Raw genomic sequence first — 16,901 nt, 5'->3', positions numbered from 1 at the left:
TCGAGATGTGCATGCAGTACCCGATAAATGAAATGTTCCAGACGTTGCAGGGCGAAGGTGTTTACACCGGCGTGCCGGCAATTTTTATCCGCCTGCAGGGATGCCCGGTGGGCTGCAGCTGGTGTGATACCAAACACACCTGGGATAAGCTGGCCGATCGGGAAACCTCGCTGGGGGATATTCTGCTGAAAACCGTAGAAACCGATGCCTGGGGCGCGGCGGATGCGGCGGCCCTGCTTGGGGTGATCCGTCAGCACGGTTGGACGGCTAAGCACGTCGTGATTACCGGCGGTGAGCCCTGTATTCACGATCTGACGCCGTTGACTGCCGCATTGCAGGAGAATGGCTTTAGCTGCCAGATTGAAACCAGCGGCACTCACGAGGTGCTCTGTACCCCGGAAACCTGGGTTACGGTCTCGCCGAAGGTGAATATGCGCGGCGGTTACGATGTGCTGAACCAGGCTTTAATCCGCGCCGACGAGGTGAAGCACCCGGTGGCTCGCCAGCGTGATGTTGATGCGTTAGACGAGTTGCTGGCAACGCTCAGCGATGAGAAAACGCGGATTATCGCGCTGCAGCCGATCAGCCAGAAAGACGATGCGACCAGGTTGTGCATCGAAACCTGCATTGCGCGCAACTGGCGCCTGTCGATGCAGACCCATAAGTATCTGAATATTGCCTGATTAACCCTCTTTCGGGCCGATCGTTAAGACGATCGGCCCGCTATCAGCGGCCTACATCGGCCACTTCATTTCGCCTTTCAGTACCTTAGCGCTTAATTCCAGGCTGGATCTATCCTTCAGCTGCGGATATTGCGCGTTCATCGCGGCAATAAAGGCGTGGGAGTCCTTGCTGTTGGCGAGGTTCTTTTCCGCAGCCTGCAGATAGCGCTGAGTAAAGTTTACCGAGGTTATCGTTTCTGCCGCGCCGGGCAGGAAATGGCCCGGGATCACCCGCAGCGGTCGCAGGGCTTTGATATCCTCCAGCTTCTGCTGCCAGACGGCACGCTCTTCGGGCGTCTGCGCATCCGCCAGCCAGACGTGAATATTGTTGCCTGAAACCAGCACGCCCCCCAGCGCGGTTTTTAGCGTTGGGATCCACAGCCAGCTATTCTGCGGCTGCGGGCCATCGATCCCTTTCACTTCAATCACCTCGCCGTCAACCTTGAGCGTGTGACCCTCCAGTACCTGCGGGACAATCAGCGACCGCGGGGCATTCTCCGCCATCTTCGGCCCCCAGAATGCCAGCTTGCCATCTTTAGTCTGTTTTATCAGATCGACCGTGGCGGCAGTGGCGAGGATTTTTGCCTGCGGGAAAGCGTTATGGATGGTTTCAAGGCCGAAGTAGTAGTCCGGATCGGACTGGCTGATAAACACCGTAGTCAACTGCTTGCCGGTTGCTTTGATGTGTTTTACCAGTGCTTCGGCATCATTGCGCTGAAACTGGGCGTCAATCAGCACCACTTCACGCGGGCCGGAGATAATTTCGCTGGAGACCGCAAAGATACTCGATTCGCCAGGGTTATAAACTTCCAGCTTCAGTGATTCAGCCGCATAAAGTGGAGCGCTGGCAGCAATAGCCAGCAACAGAGTAAGACGAGCTTTCATAATGGGCACCTTAAGCCTGAAAAGAACCAGTTTAAGTTGCATAAATCAGCAGATAAACCGACTATCAGGCAACAGATTGTTGCATAAAACGGACAAATCATGGATCGCCTCACTGCAGCCCACGTCTTTATTACCATTGTTCAACGCGGCAGCCTGTCCGCCGCGGCGCTCACCCTTGATATGTCGCGAGCGATGGTCACCCGCTATCTTACCCAGATGGAAAGCTGGTCAGGGGCGCGCCTGCTCCACCGCAGCACGCGCCGGCTGAGTCTGACCCCGGCCGGAGAACATGCGCTGGTTCGCTGTGAGCAGATTATCGCGCTGGCGCAGGAGATAGAGCACAGCCCCCCGCCGCAGGGCCAGGCGCTGTCGGGCCGCCTGCGGATCTCCTGCTCGCTGTCACTCGGGCAGAGCGTATTGATGAGGGCGATCGAGGTGTTCCAGCAGCGGCACCCGCAGGTGCATATCGATCTGCACATCAGCAATGAGCGGGTCAATCTGATCGAGGAGCGTATCGATTTGGCGATTCGCATTACGGCGCAGCTTGACCCGAATGCGATCGCGCGCCGGCTGGATACCTGCCGCTCGGTGATTTGCGCGTCACCCGCTTATCTGGAGCAGGCGGGAACTCCGCAGCTTCCGGCGCAGCTGGCGCAGCACAACTGCCTGTGCTATTCGCACTTCGGCAAGAGCCTGTGGCATTTCAGCCAGGGGAGGGAAAAGCAGGCGGTGGCCGTCAGTGGTAATGTGAGTGCCAATGACTCGGTGATGCTGCTGTCAGCGACGCTGGCAGGCGTGGGGATCTCCATGCAGCCCACCTACAGCGTAACTCCCTTGCTCGCCAGCGGTCAGCTGGTCGCGCTGCTGCCGCAGTATCAGTTAGAGGAGCTGGGGCTGTATGCGATTTATACCTCACGCCAGCATCAGCCACCGCGGCTGCGGGCGCTGCTGGATTTTCTGGCAGAGTGGTTTCGTGGGGAACAGGTGCAGAGATAGCAGAAGATGACAACGAGGGATCCCAGGGGCGAGGCATGCCTCGCCCACCATTTAACCGCGATACACGCAGCCAGCCGTGCAGGTTTCTTTCACCATCACCGCACTAAGCAGCGGCAGCACCGGTTTCATCTGCTGCCAGATCCAGGCAGCCAGTACTTCGCTGGTCGGGTTCTCAAGGCCCGGAATATCGTTAAGATTGTAGTGATCCAGACGATCGTAGACCGGCTTAAAGGCCGCTTTGATCTCTGAGAAATCCATCACCCAACCGGTATGCGCGTCCACTTCGCCTGTAATTTCCAGCCGGACCATAAACGAATGCCCGTGCAGGCGGCCGCATTTGTGCCCGGCTGGCACGTTTGGCAGGTGGTGCGCGGCTTCAAATTGAAAATCTTTAAATAGCGTGGTCGCCATAATTGCAGTCTCAGTCTTTGTCTTAAAAACCGCCGCAGGATACCGGAAAACAGCTTTTTTCGCACCCGTTTCACAGCTATTGGCAGTAAGTGAAAGTGTTATCAAATGGTGACGCTTCCAACTCGTTGAAAAATAACACGATGATTAATCTGTTTTGCTGCTAACGCTTACCCGAAAAACCGTTTAGTCATTTTGGTTATTAATTATTTCCAACCCTTATTTAAGGGTTATTATGCTTGCCCTTACCCTGTTGCTATAGAACTTCGACTGTGGAATTTTCAACGCAATGACGACTCAGGCTCCCAATAACTTGCTTCCGTTAAACCCGGACCAGCTCGCCCGCTTGCAGGCAGCCACCGGTGATTATTCAGCGACCCAACTGGCGTGGCTTTCCGGTTATTTCTGGGGCATGGTTAACCAGGCGCCGGGTAGTGCTGTTGCGGCGGCGCCTGCTGTGGTTGAAGCACCCACCATCACTATTCTTTCCGCTTCTCAGACCGGCAATGCCCGCCGGCTCTCTGAACAGCTGCGCGATGACCTGCTGGCCGCCAAACTCAACGTAAACCTGGTGAATGCCGGCGACTATAAGTTCAAGCAGATTGGCCAGGAAAAACTGCTGGTGGTAGTGACCTCCACTCAGGGGGAAGGCGAACCGCCGGAAGAGGCGGTGGCGCTGCATAAATTCCTGATGTCGAAAAAAGCGCCAAAAATGGACGGCAGCGCCTTTGCGGTGTTCGGCCTTGGCGATACCTCATATGAGTTCTTCAGCCAGGCCGGGAAGGATTTCGACGGCAAGCTGGCTGAGCTGGGCGGTGAGCGCCTGTTAGAACGCGTGGATGCCGACGTGGAGTACGCGGCGCAGGCGGAAGCCTGGCGCAAACAGATCGTTGAGATCCTCAAGGCACGCGTGCCGGATGCCAGCGCCACCCAGTCAGCGGCAGCCGCGGCGGGCAGCGTGAATGAAATTCACAGCAGCCCGTACAGTAAAGAAGCGCCGCTGACCGCCAGCCTGGCGGTGAACCAGAAAATTACCGGCCGCGACTCCGATAAGGACGTGCGCCACATTGAAATCGACCTTGGCGATTCCGGCCTGCGCTACCAGCCGGGCGATGCGCTTGGCGTCTGGTTTGAGAACGATGCCGCGCTGGTGCAGGAACTGCTGGAGCTGCTGTGGCTGAAAGGTGACGAGAGCGTTACCGTTGATGGCAGCACCCTGACGCTTGCTGAAGCGCTGCAAAAACATTATGAACTGACGGTGAATACCCCGCAGATTGTTGCGGAGTATGCCAAACTTTCCCGTCATGAAGCGCTGCTGGAAACGGCCGGCGATAAATCCAGACTGCAGCACTTCGCGCAGAACACGCCGATTGTCGATATGGTGCGTTTCGCCCCGACCGAACTTAATGCCGAACAGCTGACCGGCCTGCTGCGTCCGCTGACGCCGCGCCTCTACTCGATTGCCTCTTCCCAGGCAGAAAGCGAGAGCGAAGTGCATATCACCGTGGGCGCGGTGCGCTATGAGATTGAAGGGCGTGCCCGTGCGGGTGGGGCATCCAGCTATCTTGCTGACCGCCTTGAAGAAGACGCTGAAATCCGCGTGTTTATCGAGCATAACGACAATTTCCGCCTGCCCTCCAATCCGGAAACCCCGGTGATTATGATTGGTCCTGGCACCGGTATCGCCCCGTTCCGCGCCTTTATGCAGCAGCGCGACAACGATGGCGCCAGCGGTAAAAACTGGCTGTTCTTCGGCAATCCGCACTTTACTGAAGACTTCCTCTACCAGGTTGAGTGGCAGCGCTACGTCAAAGATGGCCTGCTGACCCACATCGATTTAGCCTGGTCGCGTGACCAGCAGCATAAAGTTTACGTTCAGGACAAGATCCGCGCCAAAGGGGCGGAAGTGTGGCGCTGGATTGAAGAGGGCGCGCATATTTACGTCTGTGGCGATGCTAACCGCATGGCGAAAGATGTAGAACAGGCATTACTGGAAGTGGTAGCTGAATTTGGTGCAATGGACATCGAATCGGCCGATGAATTTTTGAGTGAGCTGCGCATTGAGCGCCGTTATCAGCGAGATGTGTACTAATGAGCGATGAAAAATATCCAGGACCGCTGGTTGTCGAAGGCAAGCTGGTTGACGCCGAGCGTCTGAAAAAAGAGAGCAACTATCTGCGCGGCGGCATCGCAGAAGACCTGAATGATGGTCTGACCGGTGGCTTCAATGGCGATAACTTCCTGCTGATCCGTTTTCACGGTATGTACCAGCAGGATGACCGCGATATCCGCGCCGAGCGCGCCGAGCAGAAGCTGGACGCACGTCATGCCATGATGCTGCGCTGCCGTCTGCCGGGCGGCATTATGACGCCAAGCCAGTGGCTGGCGATTGATAAATTCGCCGCCGACAACACCATTTATGGCAGCATCCGTCTGACCAACCGTCAGACTTTCCAGTTCCACGGCATCCTGAAAGGCAACGTGAAACCGGCGCACCAGATGCTGCATGAAGTGGGCCTCGACGCCCTGGCGACCGCCAACGACGTGAACCGTAACGTGCTGTGCAGCTCAAACCCGATTGAGTCTGAGCTGCATCAGGAAGCCTACGAGTGGGCGAAGAAGCTCTCCGAGCATCTGCTGCCGCAGACCCGTGCTTACGCTGAGATCTGGCTGGATCAGGAGAAGGTCGCGACCACCGACGTGGAGCCGATCCTCGGCGAAACCTATCTGCCGCGTAAGTTCAAAACCACCGTGGTGGTGCCGCCGCATAACGACGTCGATCTGCACGCCAACGACATGAACTTTATTGCCATTGCTGAAAACGGCAAGCTGATCGGCTTCAACCTGCTGGTGGGCGGGGGCTTATCTATCGATCACGGTAACAAAGCAACTTACGCCCGCACCGCAACCGAGTTCGGCTATCTGCCGGTTGAGAAGATCCTCGATGTGGCGGCTGCCGTGGTGACCACCCAGCGCGACTGGGGCAACCGCACCGATCGTAAAAACGCCAAGACCAAATACACTCTGGAGCGCGTCGGTCCTGAGGTGTTTAAAGCGGAAGTTGAACGCCGTGCCGGTATCACCTTTGAGCCGACCCGTCCTTATGCGTTTACCACGCGTGGCGACCGCTTCGGCTGGGTGAAGGGCATCGATAACAAATGGCACCTGACCCTGTTTATCGAAAACGGCCGTATTCTTGACTATCCTGGCCGGCCGCTGAAAACCGGCCTGGCGGAGATCGCCAAGATCCATCAGGGCGACTTCCGCTTAACCGCTAACCAGAACCTGATTGTCGCGGGCGTGCCGGAGTCGGAGAAAGAGAAAATTGAACAGCTGGCGGTATCGCATAGCCTGATGGAGAACGTCAGCCACCAGCGTGAAAACTCGATGGCCTGCGTCGCGTTTCCGACCTGCCCGCTGGCGATGGCCGAAGCCGAACGTTTCCTGCCAGAGTTTGTCACCCGCGTTGAGGGGATCCTGACTCAGCACGGCGTCGGCGATGAGCACATTGTGCTGCGCGTCACCGGTTGCCCGAACGGCTGTGGCCGTGCGCTGCTGGCCGAGATCGGGCTGGTAGGCAAGGCGCCGGGCCGCTATAACCTGCACCTTGGCGGTAACCGCATCGGGACGCGTATTCCGCGGATGTATCGCGAAAACATCAACGAAGAGCAGATCCTGGCTACCCTTGATGAACTGATTGGCCGCTGGTCGCAGGAGCGTGAAGCCGATGAAGGCTTTGGTGACTTCACCATCCGTGCCGGTGTGGTTAAGCCGGTACTCGATCCGGCCCGTGATTTTTGGGAATGATGGAGGCGTGATATGGCAGTTCTCGATCTCTCTGCACTGAACGAGTTACCGAAGGTTGAGCGCGTGATGGCGCTCGCCAAAATTAACAACCAGCTGGACAAACTCTCCGCCGAGGATCGGGTGATCTGGGGCCTGGAGAATCTGCCGGGCGAAGCGGTGCTGACCTCCAGCTTTGGTATTCAGGCGGCGGTCAGCCTGCACCTGGTTAACAAACAGAAACCCGGCATTCCGGTTATCCTTACCGATACCGGTTATCTGTTTCCGGAGACCTACCAGTTTATTGACCAGCTGACTGAGAAGCTGGATCTTAACCTGCAGGTGTTCCGTGCTGAGCACAGCCCGGCATGGCAGGAAGCGCGCTACGGTAAGCTGTGGGAGCAGGGCGTTGAGGGCATCGAACGCTACAACCAGATCAACAAGGTCGAGCCGATGAACCGCGCGCTGGAAACGCTGAAAGCGCAGACGTGGTTTGCTGGCCTGCGCCGCGATCAGTCCGGCAGCCGTGCGCATCTGCCGGTGCTGGCGATCAAAAAAGGGGTATTTAAGCTGCTGCCGATTATCGACTGGGATAACCGCCAGGTTTATCAGTATCTGCAGCAGCACGGCCTGGGTTATCACCCGCTGTGGGAGCAGGGCTACCTGTCGGTGGGCGACACCCACACCACGCGCAAGTGGGAGCCAGGTATGGCAGAAGAAGAGACCCGTTTCTTCGGCCTGAAGCGCGAGTGTGGGCTGCACGAGTAATATGCCGGCCGGGTGAGGCATGCCTCACGCATGCGCACTGACGCGTGCTCCCCGTCGGGATATTCTGAGCACTCGGTTTTTTGCAGGGGTCGGGCACGCCCGACCCGCTGATCCAGCCAGCGTAAATCAAATCCCCGTCAGCTCGGCAAACTTCTTCGCGGAGCGGGTAATATTCACTTTGGTGACGTCATAGCTGGCGACCTGCTGGAAGGGGTCTTCTGCCAGAATCACATCCAGCTGTTTCCGATCCATTTCCCTTACCATGATCATGCCACCGGTGCGCGGATCTTTACGTCCAGCGCTGATAAAGGCCCCGGCGGTGAAGTAACGATTGAGCCAGTCAATGTGCGGCTCTAACAGCGCTTCAACTTCTTCGATTGGGCGGGTGTAGGTCAGAAATACGATATACATCGGCAACTCCAGAGTTTAAGGATTAGCAAGTTCGCGGATCAGCGGCAGCAGCACGGTGACGCTGTCGTGCGTGCGGCGCGTGATGCGGCCCGGCAGCCAGCGGTCAATATAGGTTAAATTATCACGCTGTGCCTGATGGCGCAGCAGGGTGGGGAATTTCTCAGCGACTGCCCGTGGCGCCTTTCCGTTGACCCCATCGCTGGCCTTCACCAGCAGCAGCGGGAAGCCTGCGCGATCGAACGGCCCCTGCTCCTGCGCGGCGTTGAGTTTGATGGCGCTGATACCGTGGCGGTGGGCCAGCGCTATTGCCCGGTCGCGCGTCTGCATGATCACCGCTTTTGGGGTTTTGCTGCCGCTGGTGAACGCCAGCTGATTACCGATAATCAGGCTGTCGAGGTTAATCACCAGCAGGGTGTTATGTTTCTCTTCCGGCGTCATGCGCGACAGGTAATCTTCGCTGCCCTGCTGGCCAATCTCTTCACCGCTGAGCGCCACGAAACGCAGGCTGTAGTGCAGCGGCGTGCTGGCAAGCCGTGCGGCCAGTTCCAGCATCACGCCGAGGCCTGAGGCATTATCATCAACGCCCTGATCGCTCAGTCCCCCGAGATTTTGCTGCATCTCTTTGTCGCTGTGCGGCATCCAGCTGTCGCTGTGGGCGATAATCACAATCTGCTGCGGCACTTTGCCTTCGCGCGCGGCAATCACCGAGGTGGCATTCACATTACGCCACGCCTGATGCCCGTCCTGATATTGATACTGATAGCGGGTATTAAAACGGCGCTGGTCGCTGTGGTAACCCAGCTGGCTGAACTGATGCTGCAAATAGTCGGCGGTGAGCATCTCTGCCGGGCTGCCCGCCATGCGGCCGGGAAAATAGGTGGCGATATGACGTAACTGCTGTTCTGCCATGCTGCCGCTCTTAAGGCTGGCTGCATGAGCTGGCAAACTGAGGCCGCAGCCGAGCAGCGCTGCCAGCGCTCCAAGACGCAGTAGAGTGAACATTTGCGATCCTTAATCGTCATCCTGTGACGTAATGTGCGAAAATATTTGCCGGGCTAGTATGAAATTGTGAAGCGGGTTACACAATTTCAATCTCTCTGAAAGCCCCCAAATATCATCCGTTAAGCACATTTTGTTCGCTGCTTTACCAGGACGTTATTCCATTCAGTAACTACTCATTCCAATTAGTAATTTCATAAGCTTGCTGGCCGGGACGTATAGTCCCTTTAACTTAACGTGTTTAAGACAGGGTTCACGTGGATTATCTCCCTTTATTTGCTGATATCAGGCATAAGCCGGTGCTGGTGGTAGGCGGCGGCGATGTTGCTGCGCGCAAGATTGAGCTATTGCGCCGCGCCGGAGCACACGTGCAGGTGGTCTCACAACAGCTGTGTGAAGAGCTGACGGCACTGGAGTCCAGCGGCAGTATCGAATGGCTGGCGACAGAGTATCAGGCCGCGCAGCTCGACCGGGTATTCCTGGTGATTGCCGCAACCGACGACGGCGATTTGAACGGCCAGGTTTTCATCGATGCCACCGAGCGCCATCTGCTGGCGAACGTGGTGGATGACCAGCCGAAGTGTTCATTTATTTTCCCTTCTATTGTTGACCGCTCCCCGCTGGTGGTGGCGATCTCCTCCAGCGGCACGGCGCCCGTGCTGGCACGCCTGCTGCGCGAGAAGCTGGAATCTCTGCTGCCCGCCAACCTCGGCCAGATGGCAGAAATCGCCGGGCAGTGGCGCAACAAGGTCAAAGCACGTTTTAACATGATGTCGGATCGCCGCCGCTTCTGGGAAAAGGCGTTTAACGGCCTGTTTGCCAACCAGGTGGCTTCCGGCAACGTCGAGGGGGCAAAGCGCACCCTTGACCAGCAGCTCACGGACCCGGAAGCGTCCCAGGGCGAGATAATCCTCGTGGGTGCAGGCCCGGGCGACAGCGGTCTGCTGACGCTGCGCGGCTTGCAGGTGATGCAGCTGGCGGACGTGGTGCTGTATGACCATCTGGTCAGCGATGAGGTGCTTGACCTGGTGCGCCGCGATGCCGATCGCATCTGCGTGGGCAAACGTGCTAATGCGCACAGCGTATCGCAGGAAGAGACCAATCGCCTGCTGGTAGAGCTGGCTCGCCAGGGTAAACGCGTGGTTCGCCTCAAAGGCGGTGACCCGTTTATCTTTGGTCGCGGCGGCGAAGAGCTGCAGGCCGCAATGGCGGCGGGCATTCCCTTCCAGGTGGTACCGGGCGTCACCGCCGCAGCGGGCGCCACCGCTTATGCCGGGATCCCGCTGACGCACCGCGATTACGCGCAGAGCGCCCTGTTTATTACCGGCCACTGCCGTGCAGACGGTGAGGATATGGACTGGCCATCACTGGCGCGCGCCAGTCAGACGCTGGCGGTGTATATGGGAACAATGAAAGCCGGTGAGATTTCCAGCCAGCTGATCGCTCACGGTCGCGACCCGCACACGCCGGCGGCGGTAATCAGCCGCGGCACCCGTCAGGACCAGCAGGTTCTGACCGGCACCTTACAACAGCTTGAAGAACTGGCACGCAACGCCCCAACTCCGGCGCTGATAGTGATTGGCGAAGTGGTCAATCTGCATCAGCAGCTGGCGTGGTTTCAACATTCAGCGCAGCAGGATGGACGCGAGTCCCCCGTTGTGAATTTGGCTTGAGGAAAAGTTATGGATCAAAAACGACTCACTCATCTGCGTCAACTGGAAGCGGAGAGTATCCATATTATTCGCGAAGTGGCGGCAGAGTTCGGCAACCCGGTGATGATGTACTCCATCGGAAAAGACTCATCGGTGATGCTGCATCTGGCGCGTAAAGCCTTCTACCCGGGTACGCTGCCGTTCCCCCTGCTGCACGTTGATACCGGCTGGAAATTCCGCGAGATGTACGAGTTCCGCGACCGCATGGTGAAAAACATAGGCGCCGAGCTGCTGGTGCACCGTAACCCGGAAGGGGTGGCGATGGGGATTAACCCGTTTGTCCACGGCAGCGCGAAGCATACCGACATCATGAAAACCGAAGGGCTGAAGCAGGCGCTGGATAAGTACGGCTTTGATGCGGCCTTCGGCGGCGCACGGCGTGATGAAGAGAAGTCACGCGCCAAAGAGCGTATTTACTCCTTCCGCGACCGCTTCCACCGCTGGGACCCAAAAAATCAGCGTCCTGAGCTGTGGCACAACTACAACGGCCAGATTAATAAAGGCGAAAGCATTCGCGTGTTCCCGCTCTCTAACTGGACCGAGCTGGATATCTGGCAGTACATCTTCCTGGAAAACATTGAAATTGTTCCGCTCTATCTGGCCGCCGAGCGCCCGGTGCTGGAGCGTGACGGTATGCTGATGATGATCGATGACGATCGCATTGACCTGCAGCCGGGTGAAGTGATCGAGCAGCGCATGGTGCGTTTCCGTACCCTTGGCTGCTGGCCGCTGACCGGAGCGGTGGAGTCAGAAGCGCAAACGCTGCCTTCGATCATTGAAGAGATGCTGGTCTCCACCACCAGCGAGCGCCAGGGGCGCATGATTGACCGCGATCAGGCAGGCTCCATGGAGCTGAAGAAACGTCAGGGTTATTTCTAAGGAGCCGTCATGAACACTATCATTGCACAACAGATTGCCGATCAGGGCGGGGTGGAAGCCTGGCTGCACGCACAGCAGCACAAAAGCCTGCTGCGATTCCTCACCTGCGGCAGCGTCGACGACGGCAAGAGCACGCTGATTGGCCGCCTGCTGCACGACACGCGCCAGATTTATGAAGACCAGCTCTCCACGCTGCATAACGACAGTAAGCGTCACGGCACCCAGGGGGAGAAACTTGACCTTGCGCTGCTGGTGGATGGCCTGCAGGCCGAGCGCGAGCAGGGCATCACCATCGACGTGGCGTACCGCTACTTCTCCACTGAGAAGCGCAAATTTATCATTGCCGACACCCCAGGGCACGAGCAGTACACGCGCAACATGGCGACGGGTGCCTCAACCTGCGACCTAGCGATCCTGCTGATCGATGCGCGCAAAGGCGTGCTGGATCAGACGCGCCGCCACAGCTTTATCTCGACGCTGCTGGGTATCAAACACCTGGTGGTGGCGGTCAACAAAATGGACCTGGTGAACTACAGCCAGGAGACGTTTGAGCAGATCAAACAGGACTACCTTGATTTCGCGGCGCAGCTGCCGGCCAATCTTGATATCCGCTTTGTTCCGCTGTCGGCGCTGGAAGGCGAAAACGTGGCGTCAGCCAGTGCGCAGATGAACTGGTACAGCGGCCCGACGCTGCTGGACGTGCTGGAAACCGTTGAGGTGCAGCGCGTGGTAGAACAGCAGCCTATGCGTTTCCCGGTGCAGTACGTCAACCGCCCGAACCTCGACTTCCGCGGCTATGCCGGGACGCTGGCTTCCGGCGTGGTGCAGCCAGGGCAGCGGGTGAAAGTGCTGCCGTCCGGCGTGGAGTCTTCCATTGCGCGCATCGTCACCTTTGATGGCGATCTGGAGCAGGCAGCCGCTGGCCAGGCGATTACCCTGGTGCTGAAGGACGAGATCGATATCAGCCGTGGCGATCTGCTGGTGGCGGCCGATGCCGATCTTAAGCCGGTACGCGGCGCAGCGGTTGACGTGGTGTGGATGGCGGAACAGCCGCTGACACCGGGTCAGAGCTTTGACGTCAAAATCGCCGGCAAGAAGACCCGCGTGCGCATCGAAAATATTCAGCATCAGGTGGAGATCAATAACCTGACGCAGCACGTTGCTCAACAGCTGCCGCTGAACGGCATTGGCCTGGTCGATGTCATTTTCGATGAGCCAATGGTGCTCGACGCTTATCAGCAGAACCCGGTAACCGGCGGGATGATCTTTATCGATCGCCTGAGCAACGTCACCGTGGGCGCGGGCATGATCCGCCAGCCGCTGGCAGAGGAGATGCAGCAGCACAGCGGCGATTTCAGCGCCTTTGAGCTGGAGCTGAACGCGCTGGTGCGCCGCCACTTCCCGCACTGGAATGCCCGCGACCTGCTGGGCGGTAAGTAATATGGCGCAGCATGATGAGAATGTGGTGTGGCACGCCCATCCGGTAAGCCGGGAGGAGCGCGAGTCGCAGCACGGTCATCAGGGCGCGGTGCTGTGGTTTACCGGGCTGTCAGGCTCCGGTAAATCCACCGTGGCCGGGGCGCTGGAGCAGGCGCTGCACCGGATTGGCGTCAGCACCTATCTGCTGGACGGCGATAACGTACGCCACGGTTTATGCCGTGACCTCGGCTTCAGCGATGATGACCGCAAAGAGAATATCCGCCGCGTCGGTGAAGTGGCAAAGCTGATGGTGGATGCCGGACTGGTCGTGCTGACGGCGTTTATCTCTCCGCACCGCGCCGAGCGGCAGATGGTGCGCCAAATGCTGGGGGAAGGGCGTTTTATCGAGGTGTTCGTCGACACGCCGCTGGCGATCTGTGAAACGCGCGATCCAAAGGGGTTATACAAAAAAGCCCGTGCCGGAGAGCTGCGTAACTTCACCGGAATTGACGCGGTGTATGAAGCGCCAGAGCCTGCGGATATTCATCTTGATGGCGAACAATTGGTAACACAATTAACCGCTCAGTTGTTAGATCTGCTGCGTCAGCGAGATATCATCAAATCCTGAGATGGCTATGGCCAACGCCCCTGCGGGGGCGGTGATCGGGCGGCGACAGCGCAACAGGCCGAAGCCGCCCAGCTTCAACGGGATATTTATGCAAAACGTTACCCCCATGCTGGCACGAAAAGACGAACGCGAACGCGAAGAGCCCTCATGGTCTTTTCCCGGCGGTGTCGTGGGCTTTGTTTCCTGGTGGGTCGCGCTGGCGATACCTTTCCTGCTGTATGGTTCCAACACGCTGTTCTTCTTCCTCTACACCTGGCCCTTCTTCCTGGCGTTACTTCCGGTCTCGGTGCTGGTCGGCATTGCCACCAGCGTGCTGCTGCGCGGTCAGCTGCTATGGACGATGCTGATCACCGCACTGCTGGTGATTTGCCTGTTCTGGCTGCTGTTCACGCTGCTCAGCGGCTGGTAACCTCTCCTCGTTGATGAACAAACGCATCGCTGCGTTACAAAATTTTGCCGTCGTCCTGCGGCTGCCGGGTTATTTCTGGTGCTTTTTAACGCGTTTTTATGCCGTATTCTGAGAAAGTGGTTCTATTTCACCTGTAGTGTGGAGTCGTACCAAAAGTTATGGGATGATTGAGCCGTTTTTCAGGGGGCGGGGATGGGAAAACTTACGCTGCTGTTACTTGTACTACTTGGCTGGTTGCAATATTCGCTCTGGCTGGGCAAGAACGGCATTCATGACTATACGCGCGTTAATGAGGATGTTGCGGTGCAACAGGCGAATAACGCGAAGCTAAAAGCGCGCAACGATCAGCTGTTTGCCGAAATCGACGATCTTAACGGCGGTTCGGAAGCGATCGAGGAACGCGCACGCAATGAGCTGGGGATGATTAAACCCGGCGAGACTTTCTATCGCCTTGTGCCGGATCAAAACAGAAGAAACGCGCAGCAAGGTCGAACCGCTAACCAGTAACGATACTCATGACTAATGTCGTCTCCTTCCCGGATGTGATTGCCGTGGTTCCTGCGGCAGGCATCGGCAGCCGTATGCTGTCAGAATGCCCGAAACAGTATCTCACCATTGATGGAAAAACCCTGCTCGAGCACAGCCTGGATGCGCTACTGGCGCACCCGGCGGTAAAGCGCGTCATCGTTGCCCTGAGTCCGCTGGACAGCCATTTTTCTCAGCTGCCGGCTGCGCGGGATCCCCGCATCACTAGCGTGATCGGCGGTGGCCAGCGCGCGGATTCGGTACTGGCCGGGCTTCAGGCGGCTGATGGCGCGGATTGGGTGTTGGTGCACGACGCAGCGCGCCCCTGTCTGCACCTCACCGACTTAACCCGCCTGCTGGCGCTAACCGCGACCAGCCAGGTTGGCGGCATTCTGGCCGCGCCGGTGCGTGATACCATGAAGCGCGCCAGCCACGGCCGCGCGGATATCGATCACACCGTCGATCGTGAGGCGCTGTGGCACGCACTGACGCCGCAGCTGTTCCCGCTCACCCTGCTGCGCGACTGCCTGCTGAAAGCGATTGAGGAAGGCGCCACCATTACCGATGAAGCCTCGGCGCTGGAGTACTGTGGCTACCGTCCCGAACTGGTCAGCGGCCGCAGTGATAACCTGAAGGTAACGCGCCCGGAAGACCTCGCGCTGGCGCAATTTTACCTCACCCAAATACACAAAGATTAAGGAGTGCGCGTGATGCGTATCGGACACGGTTTTGATGTACATGCCTTTGGCGGCGAAGGCCCGCTGATTATTGGCGGCGTGCGTATCCCTTATGAAAAAGGTTTACTGGCGCACTCCGACGGCGACGTGGCGCTGCACGCGCTGACGGATGCGCTGCTGGGCGCCGCTGCACTCGGCGACATCGGCAAACTGTTCCCGGACACCGATGACGCCTATAAAGGCGCCGACAGCCGCGAGCTGCTGCGCGAAGCGATGCGTCAGATCGCCAAAAAAGGCTACCGCGTGGGTAACGTCGACGTGACGATTATTGCTCAGGCGCCGAAAATGCTGCCGCACTCGCCGCAGATGCGCATCAATATCGCTGAAGATCTCGGGATCCATATGGATGAGGTCAACGTCAAGGCGACGACCACGGAAAAGCTCGGCTTCACCGGGCGCGGCGAGGGCATCGCCTGCGAAGCCGTTGCGCTGTTGATAAAGGCATAACCATGGATTTAACCACTCAGGGCTGGCTGTACGGCCAACCCACCGCCAGCGGCGTGCTGAAAGCCAACGCCGAAGATTTCGTGGTGATTGAAGACCTTGGCTACGCGCCGGATGGTGATGGTGAACAGCTGCTGGTGCGCATTCGTAAAACCGGCTGCAACACCCGTTTCGTGGCGGAAGCGCTGGCAAAGTTTGCCGGGATCCACCCGCGTGACGTCAGCTTTGCCGGAATGAAAGATCGCCATGCGGTCACCGAGCAGTGGTTCTGCCTGCGTATTCCGGGCAAGGTCACGCCCGATCTCAGCACCTTTGAACTGAGCGGCGTGCAGGTGCTGGAAAGCGCCCGCCATCGCCGCAAGCTGCGTACCGGTGCGCTGCAGGGCAATGCGTTTACGCTGATCCTGCGCCAGATCTCCGACCGCGCTGCGGTGGAGCAGCGCCTGCAACAGATCGCTGCGGGCGGCGTACCAAACTACTTTGGCAGCCAGCGGTTTGGTCATGAAGGCAATAACCTGACGATGGCCCAACGCTGGGCGGCGGATGAGATCAAAGTGCGCGAGCGTAATAAGCGCAGCTTTATTCTGTCGGCAGCGCGCAGTGCGATGTTTAATCAGGTGGTCAGCGACCGCCTGGCGCAGCAGGGCTCGCTGGGCAAAGTGTTAGCGGGTGATGCGCTGCAGCTGACCGGGCGCGGTAGCTGGTTCGTGGCGGAAGCCGCAGAGCTGGAGAGCCTGCAGCAGCGCGTGGATAACAACGAGCTGCGCGTTACTGCACCGCTGCCGGGATCGGGCGAATGGGGCACGCGTGAGGATGCGCTGGCCTTTGAGCAGAACAGCCTGGCGAGTGAAGCGGCGCTCATCGCGCTGATGGAACGTGAGCGCGTTGATGCGGCGCGCCGCGCAATGCTGGTTATCCCGCGTGATTTGCGCTGGGAGTGGCAGGATGATGTGACGCTGGAGATGAATTTCTGGCTACCGGCAGGCAGTTTTGCCACCAGCGTGGTGCGCGAACTGCTGCAGACGCAAAGCGCCCACGACGACGCCGACGAATAATCTGCCGGGTTACCGCTTCTGCGGTAACCCAATATTTCCCTTCTGTTTTTTTCTGCTGTTAATAACGAATCTAATAACTAAATTCAGCCAATTAAATATCAGGTAAGCACTGGTGTTTGTT

At 58.2% G+C, this 16,901-nt stretch carries 18 protein-coding genes; 14 read left to right on the top strand and 4 right to left on the bottom strand.

Going from position 1 to position 16,901, the window contains the following annotated elements; all coding sequences use genetic code 11:
* Window positions 1-11: 11 nt before the first annotated feature.
* Window positions 12-683, top strand: coding sequence for a 7-carboxy-7-deazaguanine synthase QueE (gene queE / locus J2Y91_RS03310; RefSeq protein WP_133622876.1), 672 nt, complete (start codon window positions 12-14; stop codon window positions 681-683).
* Window positions 684-734: 51 nt separating this feature from the next.
* Here the strand turns inward: queE and J2Y91_RS03305 are convergent, their stop codons facing one another.
* Window positions 735-1,607: an MBL fold metallo-hydrolase gene (locus tag J2Y91_RS03305; protein ID WP_133622877.1), complete on the bottom strand. Its 873-nt coding sequence runs from the start codon at window positions 1,605-1,607 to the stop codon at window positions 735-737.
* Between the two features lie 99 nt (window positions 1,608-1,706).
* On the opposite strand from J2Y91_RS03305, the gene J2Y91_RS03300 reads away from it, so the two are divergent.
* Window positions 1,707-2,603 (top strand): LysR family transcriptional regulator, encoded by an 897-nt coding sequence (locus J2Y91_RS03300; RefSeq protein WP_133622878.1) that lies wholly within the window; start codon window positions 1,707-1,709, stop codon window positions 2,601-2,603.
* A 51-nt stretch (window positions 2,604-2,654) separates the two neighbouring features.
* On the opposite strand, the gene queD is transcribed toward J2Y91_RS03300, so the two are convergent.
* Window positions 2,655-3,014: a 6-carboxytetrahydropterin synthase QueD gene (gene queD / locus J2Y91_RS03295; protein WP_048917133.1), complete on the bottom strand. Its 360-nt coding sequence runs from the start codon at window positions 3,012-3,014 to the stop codon at window positions 2,655-2,657.
* Between the two features lie 286 nt (window positions 3,015-3,300).
* Here queD and cysJ point away from each other — a divergent pair, with 286 nt between their 5' ends.
* From cysJ to J2Y91_RS03280, 3 genes are read left to right on the top strand one after another with little or no spacing between them, the layout of a single operon-like run.
* Entirely contained in the window at window positions 3,301-5,103 is a 1,803-nt protein-coding gene (gene cysJ / locus J2Y91_RS03290; protein WP_253537258.1) for an NADPH-dependent assimilatory sulfite reductase flavoprotein subunit, read from the top strand.
* Window positions 5,103-6,818: an assimilatory sulfite reductase (NADPH) hemoprotein subunit gene (cysI, locus tag J2Y91_RS03285; RefSeq protein WP_253537255.1), complete on the top strand. Its 1,716-nt coding sequence runs from the start codon at window positions 5,103-5,105 to the stop codon at window positions 6,816-6,818. The genes cysJ and cysI overlap by 1 nt, the downstream gene beginning before the upstream one ends.
* Before the next feature lie 12 nt (window positions 6,819-6,830).
* Window positions 6,831-7,562, top strand: a complete 732-nt coding sequence (locus tag J2Y91_RS03280; RefSeq protein WP_048917130.1) for a phosphoadenylyl-sulfate reductase — start codon at window positions 6,831-6,833, stop codon at window positions 7,560-7,562.
* A 126-nt stretch (window positions 7,563-7,688) separates the two neighbouring features.
* Here the strand turns inward: J2Y91_RS03280 and J2Y91_RS03275 are convergent, their stop codons facing one another.
* Window positions 7,689-7,973, bottom strand: coding sequence for a YciI family protein (locus J2Y91_RS03275; protein WP_253537253.1), 285 nt, complete (start codon window positions 7,971-7,973; stop codon window positions 7,689-7,691).
* A gap of 15 nt (window positions 7,974-7,988) precedes the next feature.
* Complete coding sequence (locus J2Y91_RS03270; RefSeq protein WP_133622882.1) at window positions 7,989-8,975, bottom strand: aminopeptidase; 987 nt, start codon at window positions 8,973-8,975, stop codon at window positions 7,989-7,991.
* Between the two features lie 254 nt (window positions 8,976-9,229).
* Between J2Y91_RS03270 and cysG the strand changes: the two genes are divergently transcribed.
* From cysG to truD, 9 genes are all read left to right on the top strand, one after another.
* Window positions 9,230-10,645 carry a siroheme synthase CysG gene (cysG, locus tag J2Y91_RS03265; protein ID WP_133622883.1) on the top strand — a complete coding sequence of 472 codons (1,416 nt, stop codon included), beginning with the start codon at window positions 9,230-9,232 and terminating at the stop codon, window positions 10,643-10,645.
* A gap of 9 nt (window positions 10,646-10,654) precedes the next feature.
* Window positions 10,655-11,563 (top strand): sulfate adenylyltransferase subunit CysD, encoded by a 909-nt coding sequence (gene cysD, locus J2Y91_RS03260; protein WP_048917126.1) that lies wholly within the window; start codon window positions 10,655-10,657, stop codon window positions 11,561-11,563.
* A 9-nt stretch (window positions 11,564-11,572) separates the two neighbouring features.
* A complete protein-coding gene (cysN, locus tag J2Y91_RS03255) occupies window positions 11,573-13,003 on the top strand; it encodes a sulfate adenylyltransferase subunit CysN (RefSeq protein WP_133622884.1) in 1,431 nt (476 codons plus the stop codon).
* Window position 13,004: 1 nt separating this feature from the next.
* Window positions 13,005-13,610 (top strand): adenylyl-sulfate kinase, encoded by a 606-nt coding sequence (cysC, locus tag J2Y91_RS03250; protein ID WP_133622885.1) that lies wholly within the window; start codon window positions 13,005-13,007, stop codon window positions 13,608-13,610.
* A gap of 88 nt (window positions 13,611-13,698) precedes the next feature.
* Window positions 13,699-14,019, top strand: coding sequence for a DUF3561 family protein (locus J2Y91_RS03245; protein ID WP_048917123.1), 321 nt, complete (start codon window positions 13,699-13,701; stop codon window positions 14,017-14,019).
* Between the two features lie 192 nt (window positions 14,020-14,211).
* On the top strand, window positions 14,212-14,526 hold the full coding sequence (ftsB, locus tag J2Y91_RS03240) for a cell division protein FtsB (protein WP_048917122.1): 315 nt from the start codon (window positions 14,212-14,214) through the stop codon (window positions 14,524-14,526).
* Window positions 14,527-14,534: 8 nt separating this feature from the next.
* Window positions 14,535-15,242, top strand: a complete 708-nt coding sequence (gene ispD, locus J2Y91_RS03235; RefSeq protein ID WP_133622886.1) for a 2-C-methyl-D-erythritol 4-phosphate cytidylyltransferase — start codon at window positions 14,535-14,537, stop codon at window positions 15,240-15,242.
* Window positions 15,243-15,254: 12 nt separating this feature from the next.
* The gene (gene ispF / locus J2Y91_RS03230; RefSeq protein ID WP_133625018.1) at window positions 15,255-15,728 is read left to right on the top strand and encodes a 2-C-methyl-D-erythritol 2,4-cyclodiphosphate synthase; all 474 of its coding nucleotides are present in this window, start codon (window positions 15,255-15,257) and stop codon (window positions 15,726-15,728) included.
* A gap of 2 nt (window positions 15,729-15,730) precedes the next feature.
* On the top strand, window positions 15,731-16,780 hold the full coding sequence (gene truD / locus J2Y91_RS03225) for a tRNA pseudouridine(13) synthase TruD (RefSeq protein ID WP_133622887.1): 1,050 nt from the start codon (window positions 15,731-15,733) through the stop codon (window positions 16,778-16,780).
* Window positions 16,781-16,901 lie beyond the last annotated feature (121 nt).

It is taken from the genome of Erwinia aphidicola (assembly GCF_024169515.1).
Taxonomy (GTDB): Bacteria; Pseudomonadota; Gammaproteobacteria; order Enterobacterales; family Enterobacteriaceae; genus Erwinia; species Erwinia aphidicola.
This window is presented reverse-complemented; position numbering and strand designations above follow the sequence as displayed.

What these genes read in the sequence shown, in the direction of transcription:
- J2Y91_RS03280 (WP_048917130.1), top strand. Translation starts at nt 6,831, where the DNA reads ATGGCAGTTCTCGATCTCTCTGCACTGAACGAGTTACCGAAGGTTGAG.
- J2Y91_RS03305 (WP_133622877.1), bottom strand. Translation starts at nt 1,607, where the DNA reads ATGAAAGCTCGTCTTACTCTGTTGCTGGCTATTGCTGCCAGCGCTCCA.
- J2Y91_RS03275 (WP_253537253.1), bottom strand. Translation starts at nt 7,973, where the DNA reads ATGTATATCGTATTTCTGACCTACACCCGCCCAATCGAAGAAGTTGAA.
- cysC (WP_133622885.1), top strand. Translation starts at nt 13,005, where the DNA reads ATGGCGCAGCATGATGAGAATGTGGTGTGGCACGCCCATCCGGTAAGC.
- J2Y91_RS03300 (WP_133622878.1), top strand. Translation starts at nt 1,707, where the DNA reads ATGGATCGCCTCACTGCAGCCCACGTCTTTATTACCATTGTTCAACGC.
- J2Y91_RS03245 (WP_048917123.1), top strand. Translation starts at nt 13,699, where the DNA reads ATGCAAAACGTTACCCCCATGCTGGCACGAAAAGACGAACGCGAACGC.
- J2Y91_RS03270 (WP_133622882.1), bottom strand. Translation starts at nt 8,975, where the DNA reads ATGTTCACTCTACTGCGTCTTGGAGCGCTGGCAGCGCTGCTCGGCTGC.
- ftsB (WP_048917122.1), top strand. Translation starts at nt 14,212, where the DNA reads ATGGGAAAACTTACGCTGCTGTTACTTGTACTACTTGGCTGGTTGCAA.
- queD (WP_048917133.1), bottom strand. Translation starts at nt 3,014, where the DNA reads ATGGCGACCACGCTATTTAAAGATTTTCAATTTGAAGCCGCGCACCAC.
- queE (WP_133622876.1), top strand. Translation starts at nt 12, where the DNA reads ATGCAGTACCCGATAAATGAAATGTTCCAGACGTTGCAGGGCGAAGGT.
- ispD (WP_133622886.1), top strand. Translation starts at nt 14,535, where the DNA reads ATGACTAATGTCGTCTCCTTCCCGGATGTGATTGCCGTGGTTCCTGCG.
- cysJ (WP_253537258.1), top strand. Translation starts at nt 3,301, where the DNA reads ATGACGACTCAGGCTCCCAATAACTTGCTTCCGTTAAACCCGGACCAG.
- truD (WP_133622887.1), top strand. Translation starts at nt 15,731, where the DNA reads ATGGATTTAACCACTCAGGGCTGGCTGTACGGCCAACCCACCGCCAGC.
- cysD (WP_048917126.1), top strand. Translation starts at nt 10,655, where the DNA reads ATGGATCAAAAACGACTCACTCATCTGCGTCAACTGGAAGCGGAGAGT.
- cysI (WP_253537255.1), top strand. Translation starts at nt 5,103, where the DNA reads ATGAGCGATGAAAAATATCCAGGACCGCTGGTTGTCGAAGGCAAGCTG.
- cysN (WP_133622884.1), top strand. Translation starts at nt 11,573, where the DNA reads ATGAACACTATCATTGCACAACAGATTGCCGATCAGGGCGGGGTGGAA.
- ispF (WP_133625018.1), top strand. Translation starts at nt 15,255, where the DNA reads ATGCGTATCGGACACGGTTTTGATGTACATGCCTTTGGCGGCGAAGGC.